General features: G+C 74.6%; 16 protein-coding genes and 1 riboswitch. Of the genes, 9 read left to right on the top strand and 7 right to left on the bottom strand.

The window, feature by feature from the left end; genetic code table 11:
- Positions 1-16 precede the first annotated feature (16 nt).
- Complete coding sequence (locus FHD63_RS06505) at positions 17-1,252, top strand: glycosyltransferase (protein ID WP_139721114.1); 1,236 nt, start codon at positions 17-19, stop codon at positions 1,250-1,252.
- A gap of 53 nt (positions 1,253-1,305) precedes the next feature.
- On the top strand, positions 1,306-1,848 hold the full coding sequence (locus FHD63_RS06510; RefSeq protein ID WP_139721116.1) for a DnaJ family domain-containing protein: 543 nt from the start codon (positions 1,306-1,308) through the stop codon (positions 1,846-1,848).
- Between the two features lie 46 nt (positions 1,849-1,894).
- Here the strand turns inward: FHD63_RS06510 and FHD63_RS06515 are convergent, their stop codons facing one another.
- The gene (locus FHD63_RS06515) at positions 1,895-3,112 is read right to left on the bottom strand and encodes a glycosyltransferase (protein WP_139721118.1); all 1,218 of its coding nucleotides are present in this window, start codon (positions 3,110-3,112) and stop codon (positions 1,895-1,897) included.
- 40 nt (positions 3,113-3,152) lie between these two features.
- On the opposite strand from FHD63_RS06515, the gene FHD63_RS06520 reads away from it, so the two are divergent.
- The 3 genes from FHD63_RS06520 to FHD63_RS06530 are packed head-to-tail and all read left to right on the top strand — an operon-like array spanning position 3,153 to position 8,441.
- A complete protein-coding gene (locus FHD63_RS06520) occupies positions 3,153-4,928 on the top strand; it encodes an ABC transporter ATP-binding protein (protein WP_139721120.1) in 1,776 nt (591 codons plus the stop codon).
- A complete protein-coding gene (locus FHD63_RS06525) occupies positions 4,925-7,300 on the top strand; it encodes a glycosyltransferase (protein ID WP_139721122.1) in 2,376 nt (791 codons plus the stop codon). Before FHD63_RS06520 ends, FHD63_RS06525 begins: the two co-directional genes overlap by 4 nt.
- Before the next feature lies 1 nt (position 7,301).
- On the top strand, positions 7,302-8,441 hold the full coding sequence (locus tag FHD63_RS06530; RefSeq protein ID WP_238705790.1) for a glycosyltransferase family protein: 1,140 nt from the start codon (positions 7,302-7,304) through the stop codon (positions 8,439-8,441).
- Positions 8,442-8,482: 41 nt separating this feature from the next.
- On the opposite strand, the gene FHD63_RS06535 is transcribed toward FHD63_RS06530, so the two are convergent.
- Genes FHD63_RS06535 through wecB form a run of 3 tightly spaced genes read right to left on the bottom strand, consistent with a single transcriptional unit; the run spans position 8,483 to position 10,859 of the window.
- The gene (locus FHD63_RS06535) at positions 8,483-8,917 is read right to left on the bottom strand and encodes a DUF2000 domain-containing protein (protein ID WP_139721124.1); all 435 of its coding nucleotides are present in this window, start codon (positions 8,915-8,917) and stop codon (positions 8,483-8,485) included.
- A complete protein-coding gene (locus tag FHD63_RS06540; RefSeq protein ID WP_139721125.1) occupies positions 8,914-9,792 on the bottom strand; it encodes a helix-turn-helix domain-containing protein in 879 nt (292 codons plus the stop codon). The genes FHD63_RS06535 and FHD63_RS06540 overlap by 4 nt, the downstream gene beginning before the upstream one ends.
- Positions 9,789-10,859, bottom strand: a complete 1,071-nt coding sequence (gene wecB, locus FHD63_RS06545; RefSeq protein WP_139721127.1) for a non-hydrolyzing UDP-N-acetylglucosamine 2-epimerase — start codon at positions 10,857-10,859, stop codon at positions 9,789-9,791. Before wecB ends, FHD63_RS06540 begins: the two co-directional genes overlap by 4 nt.
- A 105-nt stretch (positions 10,860-10,964) precedes the next feature.
- Between wecB and FHD63_RS06550 the strand changes: the two genes are divergently transcribed.
- Complete coding sequence (locus FHD63_RS06550) at positions 10,965-13,376, top strand: glycosyltransferase (RefSeq protein ID WP_139721128.1); 2,412 nt, start codon at positions 10,965-10,967, stop codon at positions 13,374-13,376.
- Positions 13,377-13,968: 592 nt separating this feature from the next.
- Here the strand turns inward: FHD63_RS06550 and FHD63_RS06555 are convergent.
- The gene (locus FHD63_RS06555; RefSeq protein ID WP_139721130.1) at positions 13,969-14,904 is read right to left on the bottom strand and encodes an alpha/beta hydrolase; all 936 of its coding nucleotides are present in this window, start codon (positions 14,902-14,904) and stop codon (positions 13,969-13,971) included.
- Positions 14,905-15,021: 117 nt separating this feature from the next.
- Here FHD63_RS06555 and FHD63_RS06560 point away from each other — a divergent pair, with 117 nt between their 5' ends.
- Positions 15,022-16,356 (top strand): nucleotide sugar dehydrogenase, encoded by a 1,335-nt coding sequence (locus FHD63_RS06560; protein ID WP_139721131.1) that lies wholly within the window; start codon positions 15,022-15,024, stop codon positions 16,354-16,356.
- On the top strand, positions 16,353-18,401 hold the full coding sequence (locus FHD63_RS06565) for a DUF6541 family protein (protein WP_139721133.1): 2,049 nt from the start codon (positions 16,353-16,355) through the stop codon (positions 18,399-18,401). Before FHD63_RS06560 ends, FHD63_RS06565 begins: the two co-directional genes overlap by 4 nt.
- Positions 18,402-18,571: 170 nt before the next feature.
- Here FHD63_RS06565 and FHD63_RS06570 read toward each other — a convergent pair whose 3' ends face one another.
- Together FHD63_RS06570 and FHD63_RS06575 are read right to left on the bottom strand one after the other, a co-directional pair.
- On the bottom strand, positions 18,572-19,588 hold the full coding sequence (locus FHD63_RS06570; protein ID WP_139721135.1) for a ribonucleotide-diphosphate reductase subunit beta: 1,017 nt from the start codon (positions 19,586-19,588) through the stop codon (positions 18,572-18,574).
- A 40-nt stretch (positions 19,589-19,628) separates the two neighbouring features.
- The gene (locus FHD63_RS06575; protein ID WP_139721136.1) at positions 19,629-22,226 is read right to left on the bottom strand and encodes a ribonucleoside-diphosphate reductase subunit alpha; all 2,598 of its coding nucleotides are present in this window, start codon (positions 22,224-22,226) and stop codon (positions 19,629-19,631) included.
- 148 nt (positions 22,227-22,374) lie between these two features.
- Positions 22,375-22,574: riboswitch (cobalamin riboswitch) on the bottom strand.
- Between the two features lie 184 nt (positions 22,575-22,758).
- Between FHD63_RS06575 and FHD63_RS06580 the strand changes: the two genes are divergently transcribed.
- The gene (locus tag FHD63_RS06580) at positions 22,759-24,828 is read left to right on the top strand and encodes an NAD(+) synthase (protein WP_139721138.1); all 2,070 of its coding nucleotides are present in this window, start codon (positions 22,759-22,761) and stop codon (positions 24,826-24,828) included.
- Positions 24,829-24,852: the final 24 nt, after the last annotated feature.

The raw sequence follows: 24,852 nt of genomic DNA on the forward strand, positions 1-24,852 counted from the left end.
CGTCCCGGGTGGCCCCGTGGCTGACCGGGCGCCCCTGGTGGTGCTGGCGACCCGCATCTACGCCCCGGAGGCGGCGGCCGCGACCTTCCGGCTGGGCGCCCTCGTGCGGTCCCTGGCCGGCCGCGCGCGGGTCAGGGTGCTCACGAGCACGCCCCCGCCGGCGCTGCGCGCACCCCGGGGGACGCCGGGAGGGACACCGCCCGGCGCCCGGGTCACCGTCGACCGCTGGCCGGTGCTGCGGGACGCGACGGGCTACGTGAGGGGGTACCTCCCGTACCTCTCCTTCGACCTCCCGCTGGCCCTCCGGCTGCTGGCCGGACCGCGGCCGGACGTCGTCGTGGTGGAGCCGCCGCCCACGACCGGGGCGGTGACCAGGGTCGTGCTCGCGGCCCGGTCCCTGGTCGGCGGACGCATCCCCTACGTCTACTACGCGGCGGACGTCTGGTCGGACGCCACGGCCTCGACGGGCGCGCCCGGGGTCGTGACGAGCCTCATGCGGACGGTGGAGCGGTTCGCGCTCCGTGGCGCCCGCGGGGTCGTCGCGGTGAGCGACGGGGTGGCCGAGCGCGTCCGCGCGCTGGCCGGGCAGGACGCCCCGGTCACGGTCGTGCCCAACGGGATCGACACCGACGTCTTCACCCCCGACGGCGAGGTGGCGCAGGAGGCGCCGGGCACGGCATACCTCGTGTATGCCGGGACCGCCTCGGAGTGGCAGGGCGCCGAGGTGTTCGCCGAGGCGATGCGGCAGGTCGTGCGGGAGGTGCCCGGTGCGCGGCTCGTCTTCCTCGGCCAGGGATCGTCCTGGCCCGCGCTGCGGCGCGTCGCGGACGAGCTGCCCGACGGGGCGCTCGCGCTGCGCCCCCTGGTCCCCCCGGAGGAGGCGGCCGCCTGGCTGCGCGGCGCGGCCGCCGCCCTGGTGAGCGTCCGGCCGGGGCTGGGCTACGACTTCGCCTACCCCACCAAGGTGGTCGCCGCCCTGGCCTGCGGGACGCCGGTGGTCTTCGCCGGGCCCGGGCCGGCGGCCGAGGACGTGCGACGGCACCGGCTGGGTGCGGCCGTGGAGCACGACGCCGGCGCGGTGGCCGAGGCGATGGTCCGGGCGCTGCGGGCCGGGCCGGACGAGCACGAGCGGGAGCGGCGGGTGGCGTGGGTGCGGGAGCACCGCAGCCTCGCGGCCACCGGTGAGGGCGCGGCGGACGTCGTGCTGAGGTCGGTCGAGGTGGGCCCGAGGTCCACCGACGTGAGACGCTGAGGTCGTCCTCGCCCGTGCGACGCCCACGGGCGGCCGCAGGAAGGAGCGGGACGATGAGCAGATGGGGTCGGCCGGGGGAGCGGCCGGGTGCGCCGCGGGCGGAGGAGGAGCTGCGCGAGCAGCTCGCGGACCACGAGGAGCAGGGCCGACCGGGTCCGGAGGGCCGCCGGGGCCGCCGTCCCTCCGCGTCGACCACCGCCCGCGCCGTGCAGTCCTGGGTGGACCAGACCATCGACCAGGCGCAGCGGCAGGGCGCCTTCGACAACCTGCCCGGCGCCGGCAAGCCGCTGCGCGACGTCGACACCCGCGCCGACCCCGACTGGTGGGTCAAGGACCTCATCCGCCGCGAGCAGCTCGACCTCTCCGGGGCCATGCCCGGGGTGATGCAGCTGCGCCGGGAGAAGGCGACCTACCCCGAGGCCCTGCTCGCGCTGCCCGACGAGGCCGCGGTGCGGGCCCGGGTGGAGGACTTCAACGAGCGGGTGCTCGCCGACCGCCGCCGCCCGCACGTGGGCCCGACCTCGCCGCCGATCGTCGGTCGGCTCGACGTCGAGGAGATGCTGCAGGCCTGGCGGCAGGCCCCCAGGACGCCCTGACCGTCGTCCTGCTGCCGGGGCGATCATTTCCCGGTCGGCAGGTGGGTCAGGTCGAGAGCAGGACGCGGTCGAGGACCTCGGCGGCGCGGGTGCCGTCGTGGTGGCGACGCGCCCAGGCCGGCCCCCGCGACGCCAGCTCGGTGTGCCGTCCCCGCTCGTCGAGCACCCCCCGGAGCACCGCCTCGAGGGTGTCGGGGTCGGCGTCGAGCACGGGCACGACCCCGTCGCCGCCGCGCTCCCGGTCGGCCCGGGCCATGCGGTCGCGCACGCCGGGCGCGAGGTGCGCGACCGCCAGCCGCCCGGCCGCGAGCGTCTCGGCCAGCAGCACCCCGGGGTTGCCGAGCACGACCTGGTCGACGACGACGTCCGCCTCCCCCACGAAGGCCGCCATCTGCGCGTGCGGCACCCCGGTGAGGCGGCGGTACTCCACCAGGCCGGCGGACTGCAGACCCTCCAGCACCCGCTCGACCGCGTCGGTGCCCTTGAGCCGGGGGTTGGACGGCGCGTGCAGCACCACCGGGCGCGGGCGGGTCAGCGCCGCGGCCCCCGCCGCCCCCGCGAACAGCTCCACGTCGACGACCAGCGGCAGCCACGTCGCCCCGGGCAGCACGTCGAGCAGGTCGGGCGTCGAGACGAGCACCGGCCCGGCGTAGTCCGCGAGGTCGCGCGTGTTGCGGTCGACGATGGCCTGCAGCGTGCGGAGGTAGTCGTCCCAGGGGCCGTGGAAGGGGCTGTGCGGGTAGGCCGCCGCGTGCGCCCGCAGGTCCCGGACCTCGCTGCCGTGGTAGAGCACCGCGTGCCGGATCCCGGCCGCCTCCAGCGCGGGCACGTCGGCGAGCATCGACCCCGCGTGCAGGTCGCCGAGCACCGGACGGCCCGACTCGAACACCACGTGCGTGGCCTCGCGCAGCACCCGCGCCCCGTGGATCGCGCGGAGGTGACCACGCTGGGCCAGCGCCGACAGCTCGTGGTCGGCGGGGTAACGGAACGCGCCCGCGGTCGCCGCTCGGTGGGCCAGGAGGTTCTGCGCGGCGACCCCGGGCAGCGCGCGCTCGACGGCGCGCGCCCAGGCGTACGCCTGCCCCGCCGTGTTCCACGGACCGAGGTAGAGCCGCCGGTCGGCCGCCGGCATCGGGGCGAGCGCGCGCAGCTCGGCGTCGGCCCGTCGCCGCACCGGCAGGCTCGCCAGCTCGCGCACTGGCGCGGGCATCGCGGCCAGACCGCGCCAGGCGAGGCGCCGCAGGCGGTTGACGGGGGAGACCACGCCCGCAGCCTACGATGGGGCGCATGAGGAGGCCGCCCGCGTGATCCGCCTGCTGCGGGCGCTGCGTCGTCTCCTGCCCCTCCTGCCGCCGAGCACCCGGTGGTTCCTCGTCGGGTACGCCGTGGCCTCCAGCCTCCTGGCGGTCGTCGACATCCTCGCGCTGTCGCTGCTGGCCTTCACCCTCGCCCCGATGATCCAGGGCGACCCGGTGCAGCTGCCGGTCCTCGGCGCCGTCCCCCCGGACCGCTACGCGTGGCTCCTCGGGGCCATCTGCGCGCTCGTCGTCGCCAAGGGGCTGGCGACGGTCGCCCTGCAGTGGGCGGTGGCGAAGCGGCTCGCGGCCTACGACCTCGTCATCGGCGACCGCCTCTTCGGCGCCTACATCCGGGCCCCGTGGACCGAGCGGCTCAAGCGCAACACCTCCCAGCTGGTCCGCCTCGCCGACGTTGGCATCGCCAACACCACCACCGGGCTGCTGCTGCCCGCGGCGTCGCTGCCGGCCGAGCTCGCGACCTTCGCGGCGGTGCTCCTCGTGCTGCTCGTCGCCCAGCCGGTGACCGCGGTGGTGACCTTCGCCTACCTCGGCGGTCTCGCCGTGCTCATGTATGCCGTGATCTCGCCCCGCGCGGTCGTCGCCGGCCGGGTGGGCCGGGACTACTCCTTCGTCGTGGCCGGGCTGATGACCGAGATGATGGGCGCGCTCAAGGAGGTGACCCTGCGCGGCAAGGCCCAGGAGGTCGCCGACGAGGTGCACGCCAACCGGGTGCACGCCACCCGCGCCCGCTCGCACCTCATGTTCCTCAACACGGTGCCCAAGTTCGTCACCGACACCGGGCTGGTGCTGGGCTTCGCCCTCGTCGGGGGCGTGGCCTACCTGCTCGGCGGGGCGCAGCAGGCCTTCGAGGCGATCGCGCTCTTCGCGGTGGCCGGGATGCGGATGATCCCGAGCGTCAACCGCTTCCAGTCGATCATCACCCAGACCGCGTCGACGCTGCCGCACGCCGAGGCGGTCATCACCGACATCCAGGACGCCCAGGGCTACGTCGACGCCGCGGAGCAGCTCGGCCGCGAGCCGCTCCCGGAGCACCCGCGGCTGCTGGCGCTGCGCGAGGTGTCCTTCTCCTACCCCGGGTCGGCCGAGCCGGCCCTGCGCGGTGTCGACCTCGACGTGCCGCTGGGCTCCTCGGTCGCCCTGGTGGGGGCCTCGGGCGCGGGCAAGTCGACGCTCGTCGACGTGCTGCTGGGGCTGCTCACCCCGTCGGCCGGCGAGATCAGGGTGGACGACCGTCCGCTGCCGGAGGTGCTCGGCGCCTGGCGGGCCCGGGTCGGCTACGTCCCGCAGGAGGTCAACCTCTTCGACGGCACCATCGCCCAGAACGTCGCGCTGACCTGGGGCGACGACATCGACGAGGCGGCGGTCACCCGGGCCCTGGAGCGGGCCCAGCTGCTCGACCTGGTGAGGGAGCGCGGTGGCCTCGGCACCCGGGTGGCCGAGCGCGGGCTGGCGCTCTCCGGCGGGCAGCGGCAGCGCCTGGGCATCGCCCGGGCCCTGTATGCCGACCCGCTCGTCCTCGTCCTCGACGAGGCGACCTCGGCGCTGGACACCTCCACCGAGGACGCCGTCGCCCGGGCCATCCGCGACCTGCACGGCCAGGTGACCGTGGTGGCGGTGGCGCACCGGCTCTCCACGGTCCGGCACAGCGACCAGGTGTGCTTCATGAAGGACGGGACGATCGTGGCGCGCGGCAGCTTCGAGGAGGTGGTGGCGGCCCACCCGGAGTTCGCGACCCAGGCACGGCTGTCGGGGCTGGCATGAGCGGGGCCCTGCCGGGCGTGGACCTGGACGTCGTCGTCGCCGTGCACGACCCGTCCCGGCCCGTCGAGCGGGCCGTCGCGTCGGCGCTGAGGGGGGCGGACCTGACCGGCGTGGTCCCGGGCGGGCACCGGGTGCGGGTGAGCGTCGTGTGCCACGAGCTCGACGCCGACGAGGTGCGTCGCGCCGTGGCCGGACGCCTCGAGGAGGACGTCGCCGACACGGTCGGGGCCCACACCCGCTTCCTCGAGGTCCGGGACGGGCTGGGCAGCCCGTCCGGCCCGTTCAACGCCGGCCTCGCCGCGGCGACCGGACGCTACGTGTGCATCATCGGCAGCGACGACTGGTTCGCCGACGGGGCGCTCGGCAGCTGGGTCTCCCGGGCCGACCGGCTGGGCTCGGACTGGCTGATGGCCCGGCTGGAGACCCAGGACGGCGAGCACGTCGCGACGCCGCGGGTCCGGCCGGGGCGCACCACCCGGCTCGACTTCGTGCGCGACCGGCTGGCCTACCGCACGGCGCCGCTCGGGCTCCTGCGGCGGGAGGCGCTGGACCGTCTCGGGCTGCTGCCCGGTGACGGGACCGGTCCGCTCACCCCGGGCATGCGCACCGGCGGTGACGTCGCGCTGTCGCTGCGGCTCAGCACCTCGGGGCTGCGGATCGACTACGCCACCGACCTGCCCGCCTACGTCATCGGCACCTCAGGGACCGACCGGATCACCGAGGCGGTCCGTCCGATCACCACGGAGCTGACGGCGCTGGCCCACCTGCTCGACGAGCCCTGGGTGGCCGCGCTCCCCGAGGACGTCCGCCGGGCGCTGGCGGTCAAGACCTTGCGCATCCACGTCCTCGGAGCCGTCCGCCGCCGCACCTCACCGGTGCTCTGGGAACCGGGCGAGGCGGCCACCGTGCAGGGGCTCGTCCGCCGCTGCCTCGACCTCGCGCCCGGCGTGGGGCGGGCGCTGCACCGGGCCGACGAGGCGCTGGTGAGCGACATCGCGGCGGCCCGCGACGCCGACGACCTGGCGGCTGCCGCCGTGCGGCGCGGGGAGGCCGGCCGCCTCGACATCCTCCTGACCTCCGACCCGCTCGCCAACCTCGACAGGGAGTCGACCGTGCGAGCGCACGCCGCGGCCGCAGTGGCCGGAGCGCTCCCGGCCATCGCTCGTCCCGGCCGGGGCGGGCCGTCCGCTACCCGGCGGAGCACCGTCGGGGCCACGACCGGCCGCCCCCTGGAGGGCCTCCGGGTGCTGGTGCTGGCCTTCAGCCCGCTCACCGGCGACGCCCGCGTGCTCAAGCAGGTCCGGCACCTCGTCGCAGCCGGCGCCGACGTCGTCACCTGCGGCTACGGCCCGGCGCCGGATGGGGTCAGGGGGCACGTGGAGGTGCCCCCCGGGACGACGAACGAGCTGGATGGCCGGCTCATCACCGCCCACGCCTACCGCGCCGCCTACTGGGCGCAGGCAGCGACGCGCTGGGTGCGTCGCCGGATCGAGCCGGGCTCCGCCGACGTCGTCGTGGCCAACGACACCGACACCCTGCCGCTGGCGCACGCGCTGCGGCCGCGGCTCGGCGTGCACGCCGACCTCCACGAGTTCTGGCCGCTGTGGCGCGAGGAGTACCCGGGCTGGAAGGCGCGCATCGGCCCTTACCAGGAGTGGATCTGCCGCACCCAGCTGCCGAGGGCGCGCTCGGTGACGACGGTCAGCGACCGCATCGCGCAGGAGTACACCCGACGCTTCGGGGTGCGGGTCGAGGTGGTCACCAACGCCACGCCGTATGCCGTGCTGGCACCGGGCCCGGTCGGCACGCCGCTGCGCCTGGTGCACACCGGCGCGGGGCTGCGCAGCCGGGCGATCCACGTCATGGTCGAGGGCGTCCGGGCCGCCGCACGCGCCGGCGCGGACGTGACCCTCGACCTCTACCTCACCCTCAACGACCCGCCGTACCTGGCCGAGCTGCGCAGGTCCGCCGAGGAGTCCGGTGGCGTGGTCCGGGTGCACGACCCGGTGCCCTACGCCGAGCTCATGCCGACGCTCAACGGCTACGACGTCGGGATCTTCGTGCTCCCCCCGGTGAACTTCAACTACGCCAACGCCCTGCCCAACAAGGTCTTCGACTTCGTCCAGGCCCGGCTCGGCGTCATCGTGGGTCCCACCCCCGACATGGCGGACCTCGTGCGCGAGCACCGTCTGGGAGTCGTGGCGGAGGGGTTCGACACCGCCGCGGTGCGGGCCGCCGTGCTGGCCGCGGTCGGCTCGGACGTGGCCGCCTGGAAGCAGGCCTCGCACGCCGCCGCCGCGGAGCTGTCCGACGCCCGCCAGTCCCGTCGATGGGTGGACGCGGTCGCCCGCTGGGCCGTGGACGGTGGCTGAGGTGCGCGACCCCCGTCCCCGGCTGCTCATCATGGCGTGGAGCCGGTTGCGCTCCGACGCCCGCGTGCTGCGCCAGATCTCGCTGTTCTCCCGTCGTTACGCGGTGACGACCCTCGGCTACGGCGAGGCCCCCGACGGGGTCGTGGAGCACCTGCGCCTGCCCGACGACGTCGTCTCCTGGCACAAGGACCGCCGGCTGCTCGTGCAGCGGCGGTTCGAGACGGCATACCGTCGGGCCCCGGTGACACGTGCCGCGGCCGCGCTGCTGGCCGGGCAGCCGCGCTTCGTCGTCGTCCTCGCCGACGACATCGACACCCTGCCGCTCGCGCTCGACCTGGCGCCGACGGGTGGTGTGCACGCCGACCTGCACGAGTACCACCCGCGACAGAACGAGGAGTCGTGGCGGTGGCGGGCCTTCGTCGCGCCCTACTACCGCTGGCTCGTGCGCCGCTACGGCCCGCTGGCCGACTCGGTCACCACCGTCGGCGAGGGGATCGCCCGGGAGTACCGCCTGCGCTTCGGGCTGCGCGCCGGCGTCGTCGTCAACGCCCCGCAGCACGTCGACCTCGAGCCGGGGCCGGTCGGCGAGCCGCTGCGCCTGGTCCACTCCGGCAACGCGCAGCGGCACCGGCTCGACGTCATCCTCGAGGCGATGGACCTCGTCTCCGGCCCGATGACCCTCGACCTCTACCTCATGCCGAACGACGAGGCCTACCTCGCGCAGCTGCGGGAGCGGTATGCCGGCTCCGACCGGGTGCGGATCCATCCGCCGGTGGCGCCGCACGAGCTGCCGGCGACCCTCAACGCCCACGACGTGGGGGTCTACGTGCTGCCGCCGGTGTCCTTCAACCACCTGTGGGCGCTGCCCAACAAGGTCTTCGACTTCGTGCAGGGGCGGCTCGCGCTGGTGGTGGGGCCGAGCCCGGAGATGGCCGCGCTGGTGCGGCGGCACGGGCTGGGGGTGGTGAGCCCGGACTTCACCGCGAAGGCGCTGGCGGAGACCCTCGACGGCCTCGACGCCGAGAAGGTGGCCGGGTTCAAGGCGGCGTCGCACGTGGCCACCGGGGAGCTGTCCGCCGAGCAGCAGGTGCGCGGCTGGGAGCGCGCCGTCGACACGCTCGCCGCCCGGGTGGGTGGCTGAGCGGCACATTCCCCTCGGCATCGGCCGGGGCGGACCCGCGCTCAGGGGTGCAGCCGGGCCCCCTTGAGCACCTTGTCGACGCCGTTCTTCGGGCCGTGGACGGCCAGGCCGACCAGGTCGAGGTCGGGGCCGGCGACGGTCCGCACCGCAGCACGGTTGGCGGCGTCGTGGCCGGTGCCGAACATGTCCGTCGTGTAGACCGCCAGCGGCAGACCGCGGCGGACGGCCCGCTCCCGCGCCGCCGCCAGCACCGGTGCCGGGGCCTCGAACACGAGGACCGGCATACCCAGCAGCGGGAGGTATGCCTGGCCGTCCGCGTCCGCGTAGGCGTCGCCGACCAGCTCGGGCAGGGCCGCGGCGATCCCTGAGGTGAGGAAGGCCGTGACGTTGAGCCGCTGCCAGGTCGCGAGGTCGTCGCGGACGGCCACGGCGATCTTGGTGTCGAAGGGCGGGGTGAGCAGGTCCGGGTCGGTCATGCACCCATCGTCGTGACCGGGCGCGCGACCTGTCTTGTACGGACATGATCCGGGGCGGCGCGCGACCAGGAGCGCTGGAAGCGGGCCGGGGTGGTGCCCAGGAAGGTCCGGAAGTGCCGGGTGAGGTGGGCCTGGTCGTAGAAACCGGTCTCGACCGCGACCTGCCCCGCGGGCACGCCGTCCAGCAGCAGCCGGCGGGCATGGTCGAGACGACGGCCCAGGACGTAGCGGTGCGGAGGGATGCCGTAGCCGGCCGAGAACGAGCGCACCAGGTGCGGGACGCTCACCTGGAGGTCGGCGGCGACGGCGGCGAGCGTGGTGCCGTCGGTGGGGTCGGCGTCGAGGCGCTCGCGGGCCCGTACCGCGACGAGCGGCTGCGGGCTCCGGGGCTGCGGCGTCCGACGCCGCAGGAGGGCGGCGAGCCGCTCGCGGGCGAGCGCCAGCCGCGCCTCGGCCTCCAGGAGGTCGTGGCCGACCAGGGCCCGGTGCAGCCGGTCGACGCCGGCGCGCAGGGTGGCGTCGCGCAGGAGCGGAGCGTCCACCGCTCTCCCGACCAGGTCGGGCCCCAGCTGGTCGGGGGAGAGGTAGAGCACGCGCTTGGTGAAGCCGGCGCCGCCCATGCCGCGGCCGTCGTGCGGGACGTGCGGCGGCAGCACGGTCACCCCCGAGCGCGACGGCGCAGCCCCCGCGCGGCCGTCCAGATCGTAGGCGACCGCGCCGTCGTCCACGAGCAGCACGGTCCAGGTGTCGTGGGTGTGCGCGGGGTAGGCGTGCTCCCGCCAGGACGCGTGCAGCACCTCCTCGACCCCGACGAGCGGAGGCCGGAAGGCGACCACGCGGTCGGGCCGCGCCGCGGCCGTGGGGACGGGGGTCACGGCCCGGGGCGGGGGGCGAGGAGCGCGTCCAGCACCGCGGCGGCCGCATGGCCGTCGCCGTAGGGTGCGGCGTCGGTCGGCTCGGGCGTCGGGCGCGAGGCGGCCTGAGCCAGGGCGGGACCGGGCTCGACGAGGACGTTCCAGCCCAGCTCCACGGTCTCCACCCACTCGGTCTCGGTGCGGACCGTGGTGCAGGGCGTCCGCAGGGCGAAGGCCTCCTTCTGCAGGCCGCCGGAGTCGGTGATGACGCCGCGCGCCCGGCTCACCGCACCCACCAGCCGGGGGTAGGCCAGCGGCTCCCGCGTGGTGAGCGACCCGCCGTCCAGGTCCAGTCCGTGCTCGGCCGCCCGGGCCCGCAGCCGGGGGTGTGCGAGCAGCACGACCGGGTGGTCCACCTCCTGCAGGGCGGTGACGACCGCGGCCAGCCGGGCGGGGTCGTCGGTGTTCTCCGCGCGGTGGATGGTGGCGAGCGAGAAGCCGCCGGACGGCATACCGAGCTCGTCGAGGACGGCGTCGGCGTCCACCAGCTCGTCACGGACCCGGTGCAGGACGTCGATCATGACGTCGCCGACGACGACCGTGCGGGACCCGAGGCCCTCGGCCGCCAGGTGCTCCCAGGCGGCCTGCGTCGGGGCGAGCAGCAGGTCGGCGGCGTGGTCGGTGAGCACCCGGTTGTGCTCCTCGGGCATGCGCCGGTTGAACGAGCGCAGCCCGGCCTCGAGGTGGGCGACGGGCACGTGCAGCTTCACCGCCGACAGCGCCCCGGCCAGGGTGGAGTTGGTGTCGCCGTAGACGAGCACCCAGTCCGGGCGGTGCTCCTCGAGCACCGCGTCCATCGCGCTGAGGATCGCCCCGGTCTGCACCCCGTGGCTGCCGGAGCCGGCGCCCAGGTGGACGTCCGGGTCGGGGATCCCGAGGTCGCTGAAGAAGACGTCGGAGAGCATCGGGTCGTAGTGCTGGCCGGTGTGCACGATGACGTGCTCGACCCCGCGGGCGGCGCACTCCTGCGCGATCGGCGCGAGCTTGACGAACTGCGGGCGGGCCCCGACGACGGAGAGGATGGTCACCCGGTCGACTCTAGCCAGCGGTCCTGCGGGGTGGAGGACGGCGCTCGTGGCGGTCGGTGGCAGGCGCGGCGGAGCGGCGGTCGCCTCGCGGGATAGCGTGAGGGTATGCGTGTCCTGGTCGTGACCACGTGGTTCCCGACCGCGGCGTCCCCGTCGACGGGGGTCTTCGTCGCGCGCGACGTCGCCGCCCTCGCCGACCGGCACGAGGTCGTCGTCCTGCACCTGGTCGCCCCCCACCTAGCCGACCCGGCCCACCTGGCCGACCCGGCCGACCCGGCCGACCCGGCCGCGGTGCCACGCGGTGGTGCGGACGGCGCGGGGCCGGCGGACGGCATACCGGTCGAGCAGCTGGTCATGGACCCGCGTCGGCCCGACCACGTGGCTCGCGCGGCCCGCCGGGTCGCCGAGCTGGAGCGGGGGGCCGACCTGGTCCACACGATGGCGGTCTCGGCGCTCCTGCCGTTCGCGAGGCGGCGGCCCGACCGTCCCTGGGTGCACACCGAGCACTGGTCAGGGCTGGGGGCGCCGGAGACCCTCTCCGCACCGTTGCGGCTGGCCCGGCACGTGGTACGCCCGCTGCTGGCGCGCCCGGACGTGGTGGCGGTCGTCGGCCCGGACCTCGCGCGGGAGGTGCGCCGGCTGCGCCGGGGCCCGGTGCGGGTCGTGCCCAACATCGTCACCGCCCCGCCCGCGCTGCACCCGCGCCGGGAGCCGGGTGTCGGCCTGCGCGACCGGGGTCCGCTGCGGCTCGTGGCCGTGGGCGGGCTCATCCCGCGCAAGGACCCGGTCACCGCCGTGCGGGCGACCGCCGAGCTGCGGGCGCGGGCGGTGGACGCCCGGCTCACGTGGGTGGGGGAGGGGGTCCTGCGGGACGAGGTCGAGCGGGAGGCGGCAGCCCACGACACACCGGTCGAGCTCCTGGGAGCGCTGCCTCCGGGCGAGGTGCAGCAGGTGGTGGGGGAGGGCGACGTCTTCCTCCTGCCGACCCGGGCCGAGACGTTCTGCCTCGCCGCGGCGGAGGCCCTGGCCGCCGGGCGACCCGTCGTCGTCGGCGACGTCAGTGGGCCGCGGGAGTTCGTCGGGCCGCCGAGCGGCGAGCTCGTGCCCCCCGGGGCCCCGGCGTCGGCATGGGCGGACGCCGTGGAGACGGTCTGGGCTGCGAGCAGCGGGCTCGGGGCGGAGGACGTCGCGGCGCCGGTGGTCGAGAGGTTCGGCCCGGAGGCGTATGCCGACCGGGTCGGGCGCGTCTACGCCGAGGCGGTGGGGCACCGGGGCGGGCAGATCGGTGACCACGACCGGCGCCGGGGGACCGGTGCGGACGCAGGAGCGGCGCGGGGCGAGGGTGGCGGGGCGGACGCAGGAGCGGCGCGGGGTGAGGGTGGCGGGGCGGCAGGGTACCGGCGTGCGGACGACCCCGGCCTCGTCGTCGACGTGGTGGTCGCCGTGCACTCCGTGCGCCGCCAGGTCGCCCGCGCGGTGCGGTCGGTCCTCGACGGCTCGGGCGACCTCCCGGTGCGGGTCAGCGTGGTCGCGCACAACCTGACCGCCGCCGACATCACGGACCTGCTGCCGGCCGACCTGCGTGAGGACCCCCGGGTGCGGGTGATGGAGGTGAGCGACGGCATACCGAGCCCCAGCGGGCCGTTCAACGCCGGGATCGAGGCGGCCAGCGCGCCGTGGGTGTCGATCATGGGTTCCGACGACGCACTCGCCCCGGGCGCGCTGCTCGGCTGGCTGGAGGCGGCGCAGGGGCGGGACCCGGACGAGCCGGTGGTCGTGCTACCGCCGGTGCGCCTGGCCGGCCGTCCCCTGCCGACCCCGCCCGCGCGGCCGGTCCGCGGCCGTGGCCGGGTCGACCTCGTGCGCGATCGGCTGAGCTACCGCTCGGCGCCGCTGGGGCTCATCTCCCGCGGGGCGCTACGTCTACCGGGGGCGCGGCTGCACCCGGGCGCGCGGGTCGGCGAGGACCTGCCGATGATGACCGCGCTGTATGCCGGGTCCGAGGTCCTGCTCGCGACGCGGGCGCCGGCCTACCTCGTGCACGAGGACGCCCCCGACCGGATCACCTCCGACCCCCGGCCGCTGCGCGACCAGCTGCTCACCGCGGACGCCCTGTGGGACCTGCCCTGGATGGCGAGGCTCACGCCCGCGCAGCGCCGCGCGGTCGGCACCAAGGTGCTGCGGATCCAGGTCTTCGGCGCGATCCTCACCCGACCCGATCCGGCCTGGTGGACCCTGCAGGAGCGGGACGAGCTGGCCCGGGTGACCAGGCGCGTCCTCGACGCCGCCCCCGGGTGCGCCGACCCGCTCAGCCTCGCCGACCGCGACCTGGTCGCCGCCGCGCTCGACCCCCAGGTGCCGGTGCCCCGGCTGCTCGGGCTCGCCCGCAGCCGGCGGCGCCACGGCACGCCCCGCACGCTGCTGCCCGGCGAGTGGCGACACGTGCTCGACCCGGAGGCGCCGCTGCGCCTCATGGCGGCCTCGCTGTGGGCCTCCCGGCCGAGCCGGCGTCGCTGAGCCGACGGGCAGCAGGGACGGTCGGCGCGGAGGGGCAGCGACGGGCGGCCCGACGGTCGGGCCCCACCCACGGGTGGTCAGGGCTGACCCAGGGCGGCTGACTGTCCGGGCCGGTCGGACCGACGTCGTCCTGGCCGCTCTAGAGATGCGGCCTGGGGTGGCCGCGGCCGGTGGGGGTTGACGTGTGTGCGGTGGTGGCCCTCTCGGGGCCATGGGGGCACACGGTGGCCCGTGAGGGGGTCCGGCCTGGGGTGGTCGCGGCCGGTGGGTGTAGGCGTGTGTGCGGTGGTGGCCCTCTGGGGGCCACGAGTGCACACGGTGACCCGTGAGGGGGTCCGGCCTGGGGTGGTCGCGGCCGGTGGGGGTTGACGTGTGTGCGGTGGTGGCCCCCTGGGGGCCGTGAGTGCGCACGGTGGGCCGTCAGGGGGTCGGACTGTGCGCGGTGGTGGCCCCCTGGGGGCCACGAGTGCGCACGGTGACCCGGCTAGGGGTCATGAGTGCGCACGGTGGCCCGTGGGGTGCGGCCCGAGCGGGCGCGGCCGCCGGCCCTCCTGCGTGTCCGGTGTCGTCTGACGGCGCGTCCGGGCTGGTCCTACGACGCGTCCGGTGCGGGGAAGCGGGCGTCGAGCCAGGCGACGAGGTCGGCCTCGACCTCGTCGCGGTTGGTCTCCTGGAGCACCTCGTGCCGGGCGCCGGGCCAGATGCGCACGCTGACGTCCTGCATCCCGACGTCGCGGAACAGGGCGGCGACCTCCTCGGTCCCGACCGCCCCGCCGACCGGGTCGACCTCGCCGGCGACCAGGTGCACGGGCAGGTGCTTCGGCATCTGCGCCGCGACCGAGGGTTGGCTCACCCAGCGCAGCCCCATGAGCAGGTCGCGGTAGAAACCGGCCGAGGCGACCGCCCCCGAGAGCTCGTCGGCCTCGTAGGCGTCGACCTGGGCGGGGTCGCGGGAGAGCCAGTCCGAGCGGGTCCGGGTCGGCCGGAAGCGGGCGTTGTAGGGGCCCATGGTCAGCGCCGTCATGAGGTGGCTCGGGGCACGGGGACCGCGCAGCCGCGCCTCCACCGAGGCCACCTGCAGCCCGAGCCACGCCATCAGCCCCGGGGGACCGGCGGTGCCCGAGAGCACCAGCGCGGCGAGGTGGTCGCCGTACCGCGCCGCGTAGGCCCGGGCGAGGAAGGACCCCATGCTGTGCCCCAGCAGCACGAGCGGCACCCCCGGCAGCTCCTGCTCGATCCGCCCGCCGAGCGCGAGGAGGTCGTCGACGACGGCCGCGAAACCGCCCTCGTCGCCCAGGTGGCCCAGGAGGCCGTCGGTGACGGTCCGCCCGTGCCCCCGGTGGTCAGGCGCGTACACGGCATACCCGTGGTCGGTGAGCCGGCGGGCGACGTGGTCGTAGCGGGCCGCGTGCTCGACCATGCCGTGCGCGACGAGGACGGCCGCGCGGGGCCGGCCCTCGGGCGTCCAGCGGCTGACGTGGACCGCGGTGCCGTCGGGGGTGGTCAGGCTGAAGGTGGAGTCGGCCATGGACCGATGATGGCCCACGAGCCGGGTCCCGCGCGCGGGGAGCCGGTCGACCGGGGCGCGCCCGGGCCCCACGTATCCTGGTCCGGCAGGTCTGCCACCCCGACGGAAGAGGCACGGATGAGGATCGCGGTCGTCGCGATGGGCAAGATCGGGCTGCCGCTGGCGGTGCAGTTCGCGGACGCGGACCCGGCGCACGAGGTGGTCGGGGTCGACGTCAACGCCGCGACGGTCGAGGCGGTCAACGCCGGCACCGAGCCCTTCCCGGGTGAGGCGGACCTGGCCGACAGGCTCGCCGAGCTGGTGCCGGCCGGGCGGCTGCGCGCGACCACGGACTACGCCGACGCCGTCCCGGGCGCGGACGCCGTCGTCGTGGTGGTGCCGCTGTTCGTCGACGAGGCGACCGGCGCCCCCGACTTCGCGTGGATGGACGCCGCGACCGCGAGCCTGGCGGAGCACCTGACCCCCGGCACGCTGGTGTCCTACGAGACGACCCTGCCGGTCGGGACCACCCGCGGGCGGTGGAAGCCGATGATCGAGGAGCTCTCCGGGCTGCGCGAGGGCAGCGACGACGGCTTCCACCTCGTGTTCTCCCCCGAGCGGGTCCTCACCGGGCGGGTCTTCGCCGACCTGCGCCGCTACCCCAAGCTCGTGGGCGGGCTCACCCCGGCCGGCGCGGCGCGGGGCACCGGCTTCTACGAGGCCGTCCTCACCTTCGACGAGCGACCCGACCTGACCCGGCCCAACGGCGTGTGGGACCTGGGCAGCGCGGAGGCGGCCGAGATGGCCAAGCTCGCCGAGACGACCTACCGGGACGTCAACATCGGCCTGGCCAACCAGTTCGCCCGTTTCGCAGACTCCGTCGGGATCGACGTCCACCAGGTCATCGAGGCCTGCAACTCCCAGCCCTACAGTCACCTGCACCAGCCCGGCATCGCGGTCGGCGGGCACTGCATCCCGGTCTACCCCCGGCTCTACCTGTCGACCGACCCCGACGCGACCGTCGTCCGGGCCGCCCGCGAGGCCAACGCCGCGATGCCCGACTACGCCGTCTCCCGGGCCGAGGACCTCCTGGGCTCGCTGGAGGGGCTGCGGGTGCTCGTGCTCGGCGCGTCCTACCGGGGCCGGGTCAAGGAGACCGCCTTCTCCGGCGTCTTCGCCACCGTCGACGCGCTGCGCTCGCGCGGGGCGCGGGTGCTCGTCCACGACCCGATGTACGCCGACGACGAGCTCGCCGCCCACGGCTGGCAGCCCTACGCGTGGTCCCCCGGCCGGCCCGGGGAGCCGGTCGACGTCGCCATCGTGCAGGCCGACCACCCCGAGTACGCCCGGCTCGGCACCGCCGACCTGCCCGGCCTGCGCCTCCTGCTGGACGGGCGACGGGTCACCGACCCCGCCCGCTTCACCGGCGTCCCCCGCCTCACCATCGGCGGAGGGGAGCAGCCCGGCTCATGACCGACGGCGTGGGCTGGTCGGAGGTCGTCCCGGGGATCGTCCTGCTCGCGGTCCTCTGGGTGCTTCCGGGGTATGCCGTGCTCCGCGCCCTGGGCGTGCGCGGCCTGCTCGCCCTCGGCGCGGGTCCGGCGGTCACGACGGGGCTGGCCGGGGTGCTCGCGATCGGCTACGCCCTCGTCGGGCTGCCGTGGAGCCTGCTGACCTTCGCGGCGGGCGCGATGGTCGCCGTCGTGGCGGCCGTGCTGCTCGGGGTCCTCCTGGGCACGACCCGGCACCCGTCCGGGGTGACGGTCGCGGGGGAGCGGGCGCTGCGGCATACCGAACGCGGGTGGCTGGCCCTCACCTGGCTGCTCGGCGGCGGCGTGCTGGCGGCCGCCATGATGACCGGGATGGGGCGGGCCGACCAGCCGCCCCAGGCCTGGGACGCCGTCTTCCACCTCAACGCGCTGTGGTTCGTGCGCGAGACGGGCGACGCCAGCTCGCTCGGCGGGCTGTCCCCGATGTACGCCGACAACGCCGCCCCCTTCTACCCCGCCGTCTGGCACTCCCTGGTCGCCGTCGCCCCGGGGTTCGCTGGGGTGACCGAGGCGGCCAACGCCTCCTCGCTCGTCCTCGGGTCCGTCGTCTGGATCGCCGGGCTGGTCGCGCTGGCCCGGGTCGTGTGGCCGGCGCGCGTCCTGCCGACGATCCTCGTGCCGGTCCTGGCGGCGACCTTCGTCACCTTCCCCGCGATCGCCGTGTCGATGCTGGCGGTGTGGCCCTTCGCGCTGTCCACCGCGTGCCTGCCGGGCACGATCGCGCTGCTCGTCGCGACCTTCCGCGGCGTGCTGTCCTGGCGCATGCACCTGGCGCTGGGCGTCGGCCTGGCCTGGGCCGTCGTCGGCGTGGTGCTCGCGCATCCCTCGGGGTTGTTCAGCCTGGCGCTGCTCGCGCTGCCGCTGCTCACCGTGCTGCTCGTCCGCCAGCTGCGCCGGCAGTTCCGGCTGGGGCGCCGGGTCGGCGCGGTGGTCGCCGGTGTCGCCTGGGTGGTGCTCGTGGGGGGCGCCGCGGCCTTCCTGCTGACCTTCCCCCCGGTGCTGGCGATCATGGACTACCGCCGCGGCGGGCAGGAGTCCTACCTGCCGGGGCTCGGCTCCCTGGCCATCGACCACCCGCTCATCTACGTCTACAAGATCACCTCGGTCAACCTCGTGACCACGCTGCTCGTCTGGCTGGGCGTCGCCCTGGCGCTGCGCTGGCGGCACGCCCGGTGGCTCGTGGTCTCGCTCGTCGCCGCCGTCGTGCTGACCCTCCTGGCCGCCGGCCCGCCCGAGCAGCCGCTGCGCGTGCTGTCCGGCTTCTGGTACACCCAGGCGTCCCGGATCAACCAGCTCGTGCTCATCCCGGCGATTCTGCTGGCGGCCGGGGCCGGGGGATGGCTGGCCGGCCGCCTGTCGCGGGTCCTGCGGGTACGCGTCGAGTGGGTCGCCGCCGGGCTCGTCCTCGCCCTGGTCGTGCTGACGTCGGGGCTGCGCTGGACGAGCCAGGTGCAGGTCATGGCCTCGACCTACACCGCGAGCCCCATCGCCTGGGGCACGATCCTGGAGCCGGAGGAGGTGGCGATGGTCGACCGGGCCGCGCAGACGCTGCCCGAGGACGCCGTGGTGCTCGGTGAGCCCGTGGCCGGGTCGCCCTACCTGCTGCACCGGGCCGGGGTCGACGTCGTCTTCCCCCAGCTGAGCCCGATTCCGGACAGCCCCGAGCGTGACATCCTCCTCGACCGCTTCGACCGGTGGGCGGTCGACCCCGAGGTCTGCGAGGCGGTGCGCACGCTCGGGGTCACCCACGTGTATGCCGACTCCCTCACCTTCGAGGACCCCGCCAACGCCAAGTGGGAGGAGACCTCGCCGGGGCTGCGCAACCTCGACCCGGACGGCGGTTTCGGCAGCGGCGCCGACCCGCTCGGCCGGGTCGACACGCCGGCCACCGAGCGGGCCGAGGAGGCGTGGACCCTCGTGGACGAGGGCGGCCACGCCTCCCTGTGGGAGTTCACCGGCTGCTCCTGACCCGCCGGGCGTCGCCCTGTTCAGGCGAGAGCGACCTGTGCACCCCCGAGCGACCTGTGCACGCTTCTGCAGCCGGTGCGCCTGTTCTACGGCATGCACAGGCTGTGGTCCCGTGCACAGGTTCTCCACCGATGCACAGGCCGCGGTTCCGTGCACAGGCCGGGGCCGGCTCAGGAGTCGGCGCGGGTGTTGACCTCGTAGGAGGTGTTGATCGACTCGAAGAAGTTCACCAGCTGCAGGGTGTCGTTGGCGGTGGCCATCCACTTCGCCGGGTTGGCCACGCCGTACTCCGGCTCGAAGCCGAGCTCCTCGAGGCGCCGGTCCGCGAGGTAGCGGACGTACTGGTTGATGTAGTCCGCGTTGAGCCCGAGGATGCCGGTGGGCAGCATCTCGCGGTTGTAGGCCTCCTCCAGCTCCACGGCGTGCAGCACCATCCCGCGGATCTCCTCGGCGAACTCCGGCGTCGCGACGTCCGGGTTCTCGTCGAGGACGGTGAGGATGAGGTTGATCCCGAACTTGAGGTGCAGGCTCTCGTCCCGCACGATCCAGTCGATGAGGGAGCCGAAGTTGCGCAGCAGGTTCCGCTGCCGGAAGCTCAGCGCGACCATGAAGCCGGAGTAGAACCAGATGCCCTCGAGGATGACGTTGTAGGCCACGAGGTTGCGCACGAAGTCCTGCTTGCCCTCCGTGGTGGTGATGTCGAGGGTCTGCTCGGTCATCCGCCGGATGAACCTGACCTCGAACTCCTCCTTCGCGGCCATCGAGGGCACCTGCACGTGCGAGCTGTAGGCGGCCTCCCGGTCGATGGGGAAGGTCTCGAGGACGTACTCGAAGCTCATGCAGTGGTTGGCCTCCTCCCACATCTGCTTGGCGAGGTAGAGGTGGCACTCCGCGGCGTTGACGTAGGGGTAGACCCCGAAGGCCAGCGCCTTGTTGACGAGCAGCTCGTTGGGGTTGAAGTAGGACATGAGGAAGGTGAGCGCGTGCCGCTCGCCCTCGCTCATCCGCTCGAAGTCGCCGAGGTCCTCCCCGAGCTGCACCTCGTTGGGGAACCAGGTGTTGGCGACGGCCTGGTCGTAGAGCTCCATGGCCCAGGGGTAGGTGACCGGCTTGAGCAGCAGCCCCTCCTGGATGCCGGTGCCGAGGATGCCGGTGGTGGTGGCGGTCGTGTCGAGGGTGTCGGTCATGCGGTCGTCTCCTCCGGGAGGTCAGGTATGCGGGTGGTCGTCACTGGCAGGAGTCGCACTGCAGGCGCTCCATGGGGTCGATCGGGCACTGCTGGCCGTCCACCTCGTCGACGACGGGCAGCTGCTCGACCTGGGGCGGCGCCTGGACGGGCGTGGGGGCCACCGCCGGGGCGGCGGGGGCCGCGCCGAAGCCGCGTCGCGGCGGGGCGCTGGAGGCGCCACCGAAGCCGCGCCGGCCGCCGGAGGACCCCGCCGCGGACGGCTCGGTCGCCTTGTTCACCTTGACGGTCGACTGCTCGGCCGTGTGCCGCGGCATCATGTGGAGGTAGTAGGTCGTCTTGACCCCCATCCGCCAGGCGGTGGAGTAGAGCTCGGCCATCGAGCCCACGTCCCGGCTCGCGAGGTAGATGTTGCGGCTGATGGCCTGGTCGATCCACTTCTGGGCGCGGGCGGCCACGTGCAGGAAGGCGTAGGGCGAGAGCTGGAAGCTGGTGCGGTAGATCTCCTGCAGCTCGGCCGGCACCCCCTCGACCTTGGACAGGTCACCCTGGTGGCGCAGCAGGTCCTCGCGCACCTGCTCCCAGAGCCCGTGCTGGCGCAGGTCCTCGACGAGGTTGCGGTTGACCTCGAGGAACTTCCCGGCGCTGGTGGCCCGGCTGAAGATCTGGCTGAACTGCGGGTCCAGCCCCGGGGTGGTGCCGGCGACGAGCCCGATCGAGGCGGTCGGGGCGATCGCCATGAGGGTGGAGTTGCGCATGCCGCCGCGGACCTTCTCGCGCAGGACGTCCCAGTCCATGGTGCTGCTGCGGTCGACCTCGACGGTCAGGCCGCGGTCGGCCTCGAGCAGGTCGATGGTGTCCACCGGCACCATCCCCTGGCTCCACCGGGAGCCCTCGAAGGTGGGGTAGGACCCCCGCTCGCGGGCGAGGTCGGCGCTGGCGTCGACGGCGTGCCAGGAGACGAACTCCACCAGCCGGTCGATGAGGTCGTAGGCCTCGCGCGACTCGTACGACAGGCCGCAGCGCTCGACCACGTCGGTGAAGCCCATGACCCCGAGGCCGAGGGCGCGGTTCTGCTCGTTGGAGTGCTCGGACTCGGGCACCGAGCTGATGGTGATGTCGATGAGGTTGTCGAGCTGGCGCACGGCCAGGCGGGCCGAGCGGGCCAGGCGCTCCCAGTCGATGCGCACCTCGCCGGTGCTGTGCCGCCCGTGGACGTGGCGGGAGAGGTTGATCGAGGCGAGGTTGCAGACCGACACGTTGTCGCGGTCCTGCGGCAGGGTGATCTCGGTGCACAGGTTGGAGGAGTGGATCGTCCCGGTGTTGCTGTTGAGCGCCCGGGTGTTGATGGAGTCCTTCCAGGTCAGCCAGGGGTGGCTGGTGGTCTGCAGGGACACGAGGATGGCCTTCCACTGCTCTCGCGCGCGCAGCGTCTTGTGCCGCAGCTCGCCCGCCCTCGCGCGGGCGACGTAGCCGGCATACCGCGCGGAGAAGTCGGCGCCGGTGGCCTCGGTGAGGTCGGGGGTGTCCAGCGGGTCGAAGAGGTACCACTCGTCGTCGGCGGCCACCCGCTTCATGAACTCGTCGCTCAGCCAGACCGCGGTGTTGGCGGTGCGGGTCCGGCGGTAGGGGTCGCCGGAGTTCTGCCGCAGGTCCAGGAAGGCGGGGAAGTCGAGGTGCCAGTTCTCCAGGTAGAAGCACAGGGCGCCGAACTTCTTGCCGCCCCGGCTCACCGCGCGCAGCGTCGAGTCGATGGTGTGCATGAAGGGGATCGGGCCGGTGGAGGCGGTGTTGTTGGACCGGATCGGGCTGCCCTCGCAGCGCAGCTTGGACACCGACATGCCGATGCCGCCGGTGCCCTTGGTGAGCCACATGACGTCGCGCACGCTCTTGGCGATGTGCTCGATGTCGTCCTCCATCTGCATGACGAAGCAGTTGGACAGCTGGCTGTAGGCGGTGCCGGCGTTGACCAGGGTGGACCCGGCCGCGAGGTACTCCAGCCGGGACATGGCGTCGTAGAACTGCAGCGCGGCCGCGGTGGGGTCGGCCTCGTTGAGGGCCAGCCCCATGGACACCCGCATCCAGAAGAACTGCGGGGTCTCCAGGACGGTCCGGGCCCGGTCGGCGCCGGTGAGGGCGTAGCGGGTGCGCAGCGTCTGGGCGCCGGTGTAGCGCAGGAGGTCGTCGCGCGTGGGGTCCAGCGCGGCGGCGAGCGCCTCCAGGTCGAACAGCTCGGCCAGCCGCGGGTCGAGCAGCCCGGTGCGGACGCCCTGGGCGACGACGCCGGGGAAGTACTGCCGGTGCTTGGCGGCGACGACCTGGGGGTCGTCCTCGCCGAGCAGGTCGCGGGTGTCGCCGAAGACCGCCTTGTACATCGTCTTCACCAGCAGCCGGGAGGCGATGGTGTCGAAGGCGGGGTCGTCCTTGACGTTCTGCAGCGCGACCTGGACGACCGCCTCGTCCAGCTGCTCGCTGGTGATCCCGTCGAAGAGGGTGATCTCCAGCTCGGACTGCAGCTGGGTGGCGCGCACGACGGCGTCGTCCAGACCGGCCGCCGCGGCCTCGATGGATCGGGCGATCTCGTGCCCGTCGTAGGGCACTCGGGTGCCGTCGCGCTTGATGACGGTGATGGTGGCCATCGGTTCACCCCTCGTGAACTCGGTCCTGCTGCGGGCGCGCCCGGGACGGACGAGGGGGAGAGGGGTATGCCGCGGTGCCCCGCCGACGTCGCGGGTCGCCACTGCCAGCCCCAGACCGTCCCTCGCGGTCACGAGCCACGGGCGGCGTCGGGCCACCCGTGCACTGGCAGGTCTTCGGACTCACGGGCAGGTCCGGAGGGTCCCTCCGGACGGACCTACTGGTCGCGGCTTCCCACGCCCGGGGGCGCAGTGCCATAGGTGCGACGGTCGTTCCCGTTCACCGCTGCGGGGCAGTCCCGGGTTCTCACCGGGTTCCCTCTTGCGACGACCACGACCCACGGGAGTCCCGCGGGCCGCAGCCGAACCAGCTGCGTGCGCCACTATATACAGAAGAATGACACTGATGTAACCCCACATCTTGTGTCCCCGTGCAGCGCCGCTGGTGGCCGCCGCAGAGCGCGCCGGGCGGGGCCCCGGCGGGTCGACCGCGGTCCGCCCGGCGGGCGCCCCACGCTCCTGACAGACTGGCCGGGTGGAGTTCTACAGCGCCTACGACCAGGGCTTCGCCCGTATCGCAGCCTGCACCCTGCCGGTCGCCATCGCCGACCCGGCGAGCAACGCCGCGCGCACCGTCGAGCAGGTGCGCGAGTGCGCCGCCGACGGGGTGGCGGTCGCGCTCTTCCCGGAGCTGGGGCTCACGGGGTACGCCATCGACGACCTGCTCCTGCAGGACACCGTGCTCGACGCGGCGGTCGAGGCGATCTGGACGGTGGCGGAGGCGACCCGCGAGCTGCTGCCGGTGGTCGTGGTCGGCGCCCCGCTGCGGCACCGCAACCGGCTGTACAACTGCGCGGTCGTCCTGCACCGCGGCGAGGTCCTGGGCGTGGCGCCCAAGTCCTACCTGCCGAACTACCGCGAGTTCTACGAGAAGCGGCACTTCGCCGCCGGGGTCGGCACGGACGGTCAGACCCTGAGGCTGCCTCGCCCCGGGACGACCCCGGGCGACGCCGTGGAGGTGCCCTTCGGCCCCGACCTGCTCTTCCGGGTGACGGACGTGCCGGGCCTCGTGCTGCACGTCGAGGTGTGCGAGGACGTGTGGGTGCCGGTGCCGCCCTCCGCCGAGGCGACCCTGGCCGGGGCGACGGTCGTCGCGAACCTCTCGGGCAGCCCGATCACCGTCGGCCGGTCCGCCGACCGGCACGCCCTGTGCGCCGACGCCAGCTCCCGGATGCTGTGCGCCTACGCCTACGCGGCGGCGGGGGAGGGGGAGTCCTCCACCGACCTGTCCTGGGACGGGCAGACGATGGTCCACGAGCTCGGCCGGCTGCTCGTGGAGTCCGAGCGCTTCGGCCAGGGGCCGCACCGCAGCGTCGCCGACGTCGACCTGGCGCGGATCCGGGCCGACCGGGCCCGGCAGGGCAGCTTCGACGACAACGCCCTCGCCCTCGGTGACCGGGTCGGCCGGTTCCGCACGGTGGACCTGGTGCTCGACCCGCCGCGCACCGACATCGGCCTGCGCCGCACCGTGGACCGCTTCCCCTTCGTCCCGGACGACCCCGCCGCCCTCGCGCAGGACTGCTACGAGACCTTCAGCATCCAGGTCACCGCGCTGGCCCAGCGCCTGGCGGCGATCGGCGACCCGAAGGTCGTCATCGGCGTGTCCGGCGGGCTCGACTCCACGCACGCCCTCATCGTCGCGGCCCGCGCCATGGACCGCGCCGGGCGGCCGCGCAGCGACATCCTGGCCTTCACCCTGCCCGGCTTCGCGACCAGCGACCACACCAAGGGCAACGCCACCGAGCTCGCGACCTCGCTCGGCGTGACCTTCGAGGAGCTCGACATCCGGCCGCTGGCGCGGCAGATGCTCGAGGACCTCGGGCACCCGTTCGCCGGGGGTGAGCCGGTCTACGACGTGACCTTCGAGAACGTCCAGGCCGGTCTGCGCACGGACGTGCTCTTCCGGGCCGCCAACCAGCGCGGCGGCATCGTCCTCGGGACCGGGGACCTCTCGGAGCTGGCGCTGGGGTGGTGCACCTACGGCGTGGGCGACCAGATGTCGCACTACACCGTCAACTCCGGGCTGGCCAAGACGATGATCCAGCACGTCATCCGCTGGGTCGTCGACGAGGGGCTCTTCGACGCCCGCACCGGCGAGGTCCTCACCTCCATCCTCGACACCGAGATCACCCCGGAGCTCGTGCCGGCGGGCGAGGACGGCCAGGTGCAGTCGACGCAGGAGAAGATCGGGCCCTACGAGCTGCAGGACTTCACCCTCCACCACGTCCTGCGCTTCGGTATGCCGCCCAGCCGGGTCGCCTTCCTCGCGTGGCACGCCTGGGGGGACGCGGAGCGCGGCCCCTGGCCGCCCGGCTTCCCGGAGCATGGGCGCAACGCCTACGACCTGACGCAGATCCGCCGCTGGCTGGTGCTCTTCGTCGAGCGCTTCTTCGCGTTCAGCCAGTTCAAGCGCTCCGCGCTGCCCAACGGGCCCAAGGTGTCCTCTGCCGGCGCGCTGTCGCCGCGCGGGGACTGGCGGGCGCCCTCGGACGCCAACGCCCGCGTCTGGCTCGCCGAGCTCGAGGCGAACGTCCCGCACGGCTGACTCCCGGCCCGCGCGGAGAGGATC

The sequence above is a fragment of the Serinicoccus chungangensis genome (assembly GCF_006337125.1).
GTDB lineage: Bacteria > Actinomycetota > Actinomycetes > Actinomycetales > Dermatophilaceae > Ornithinicoccus > Ornithinicoccus chungangensis.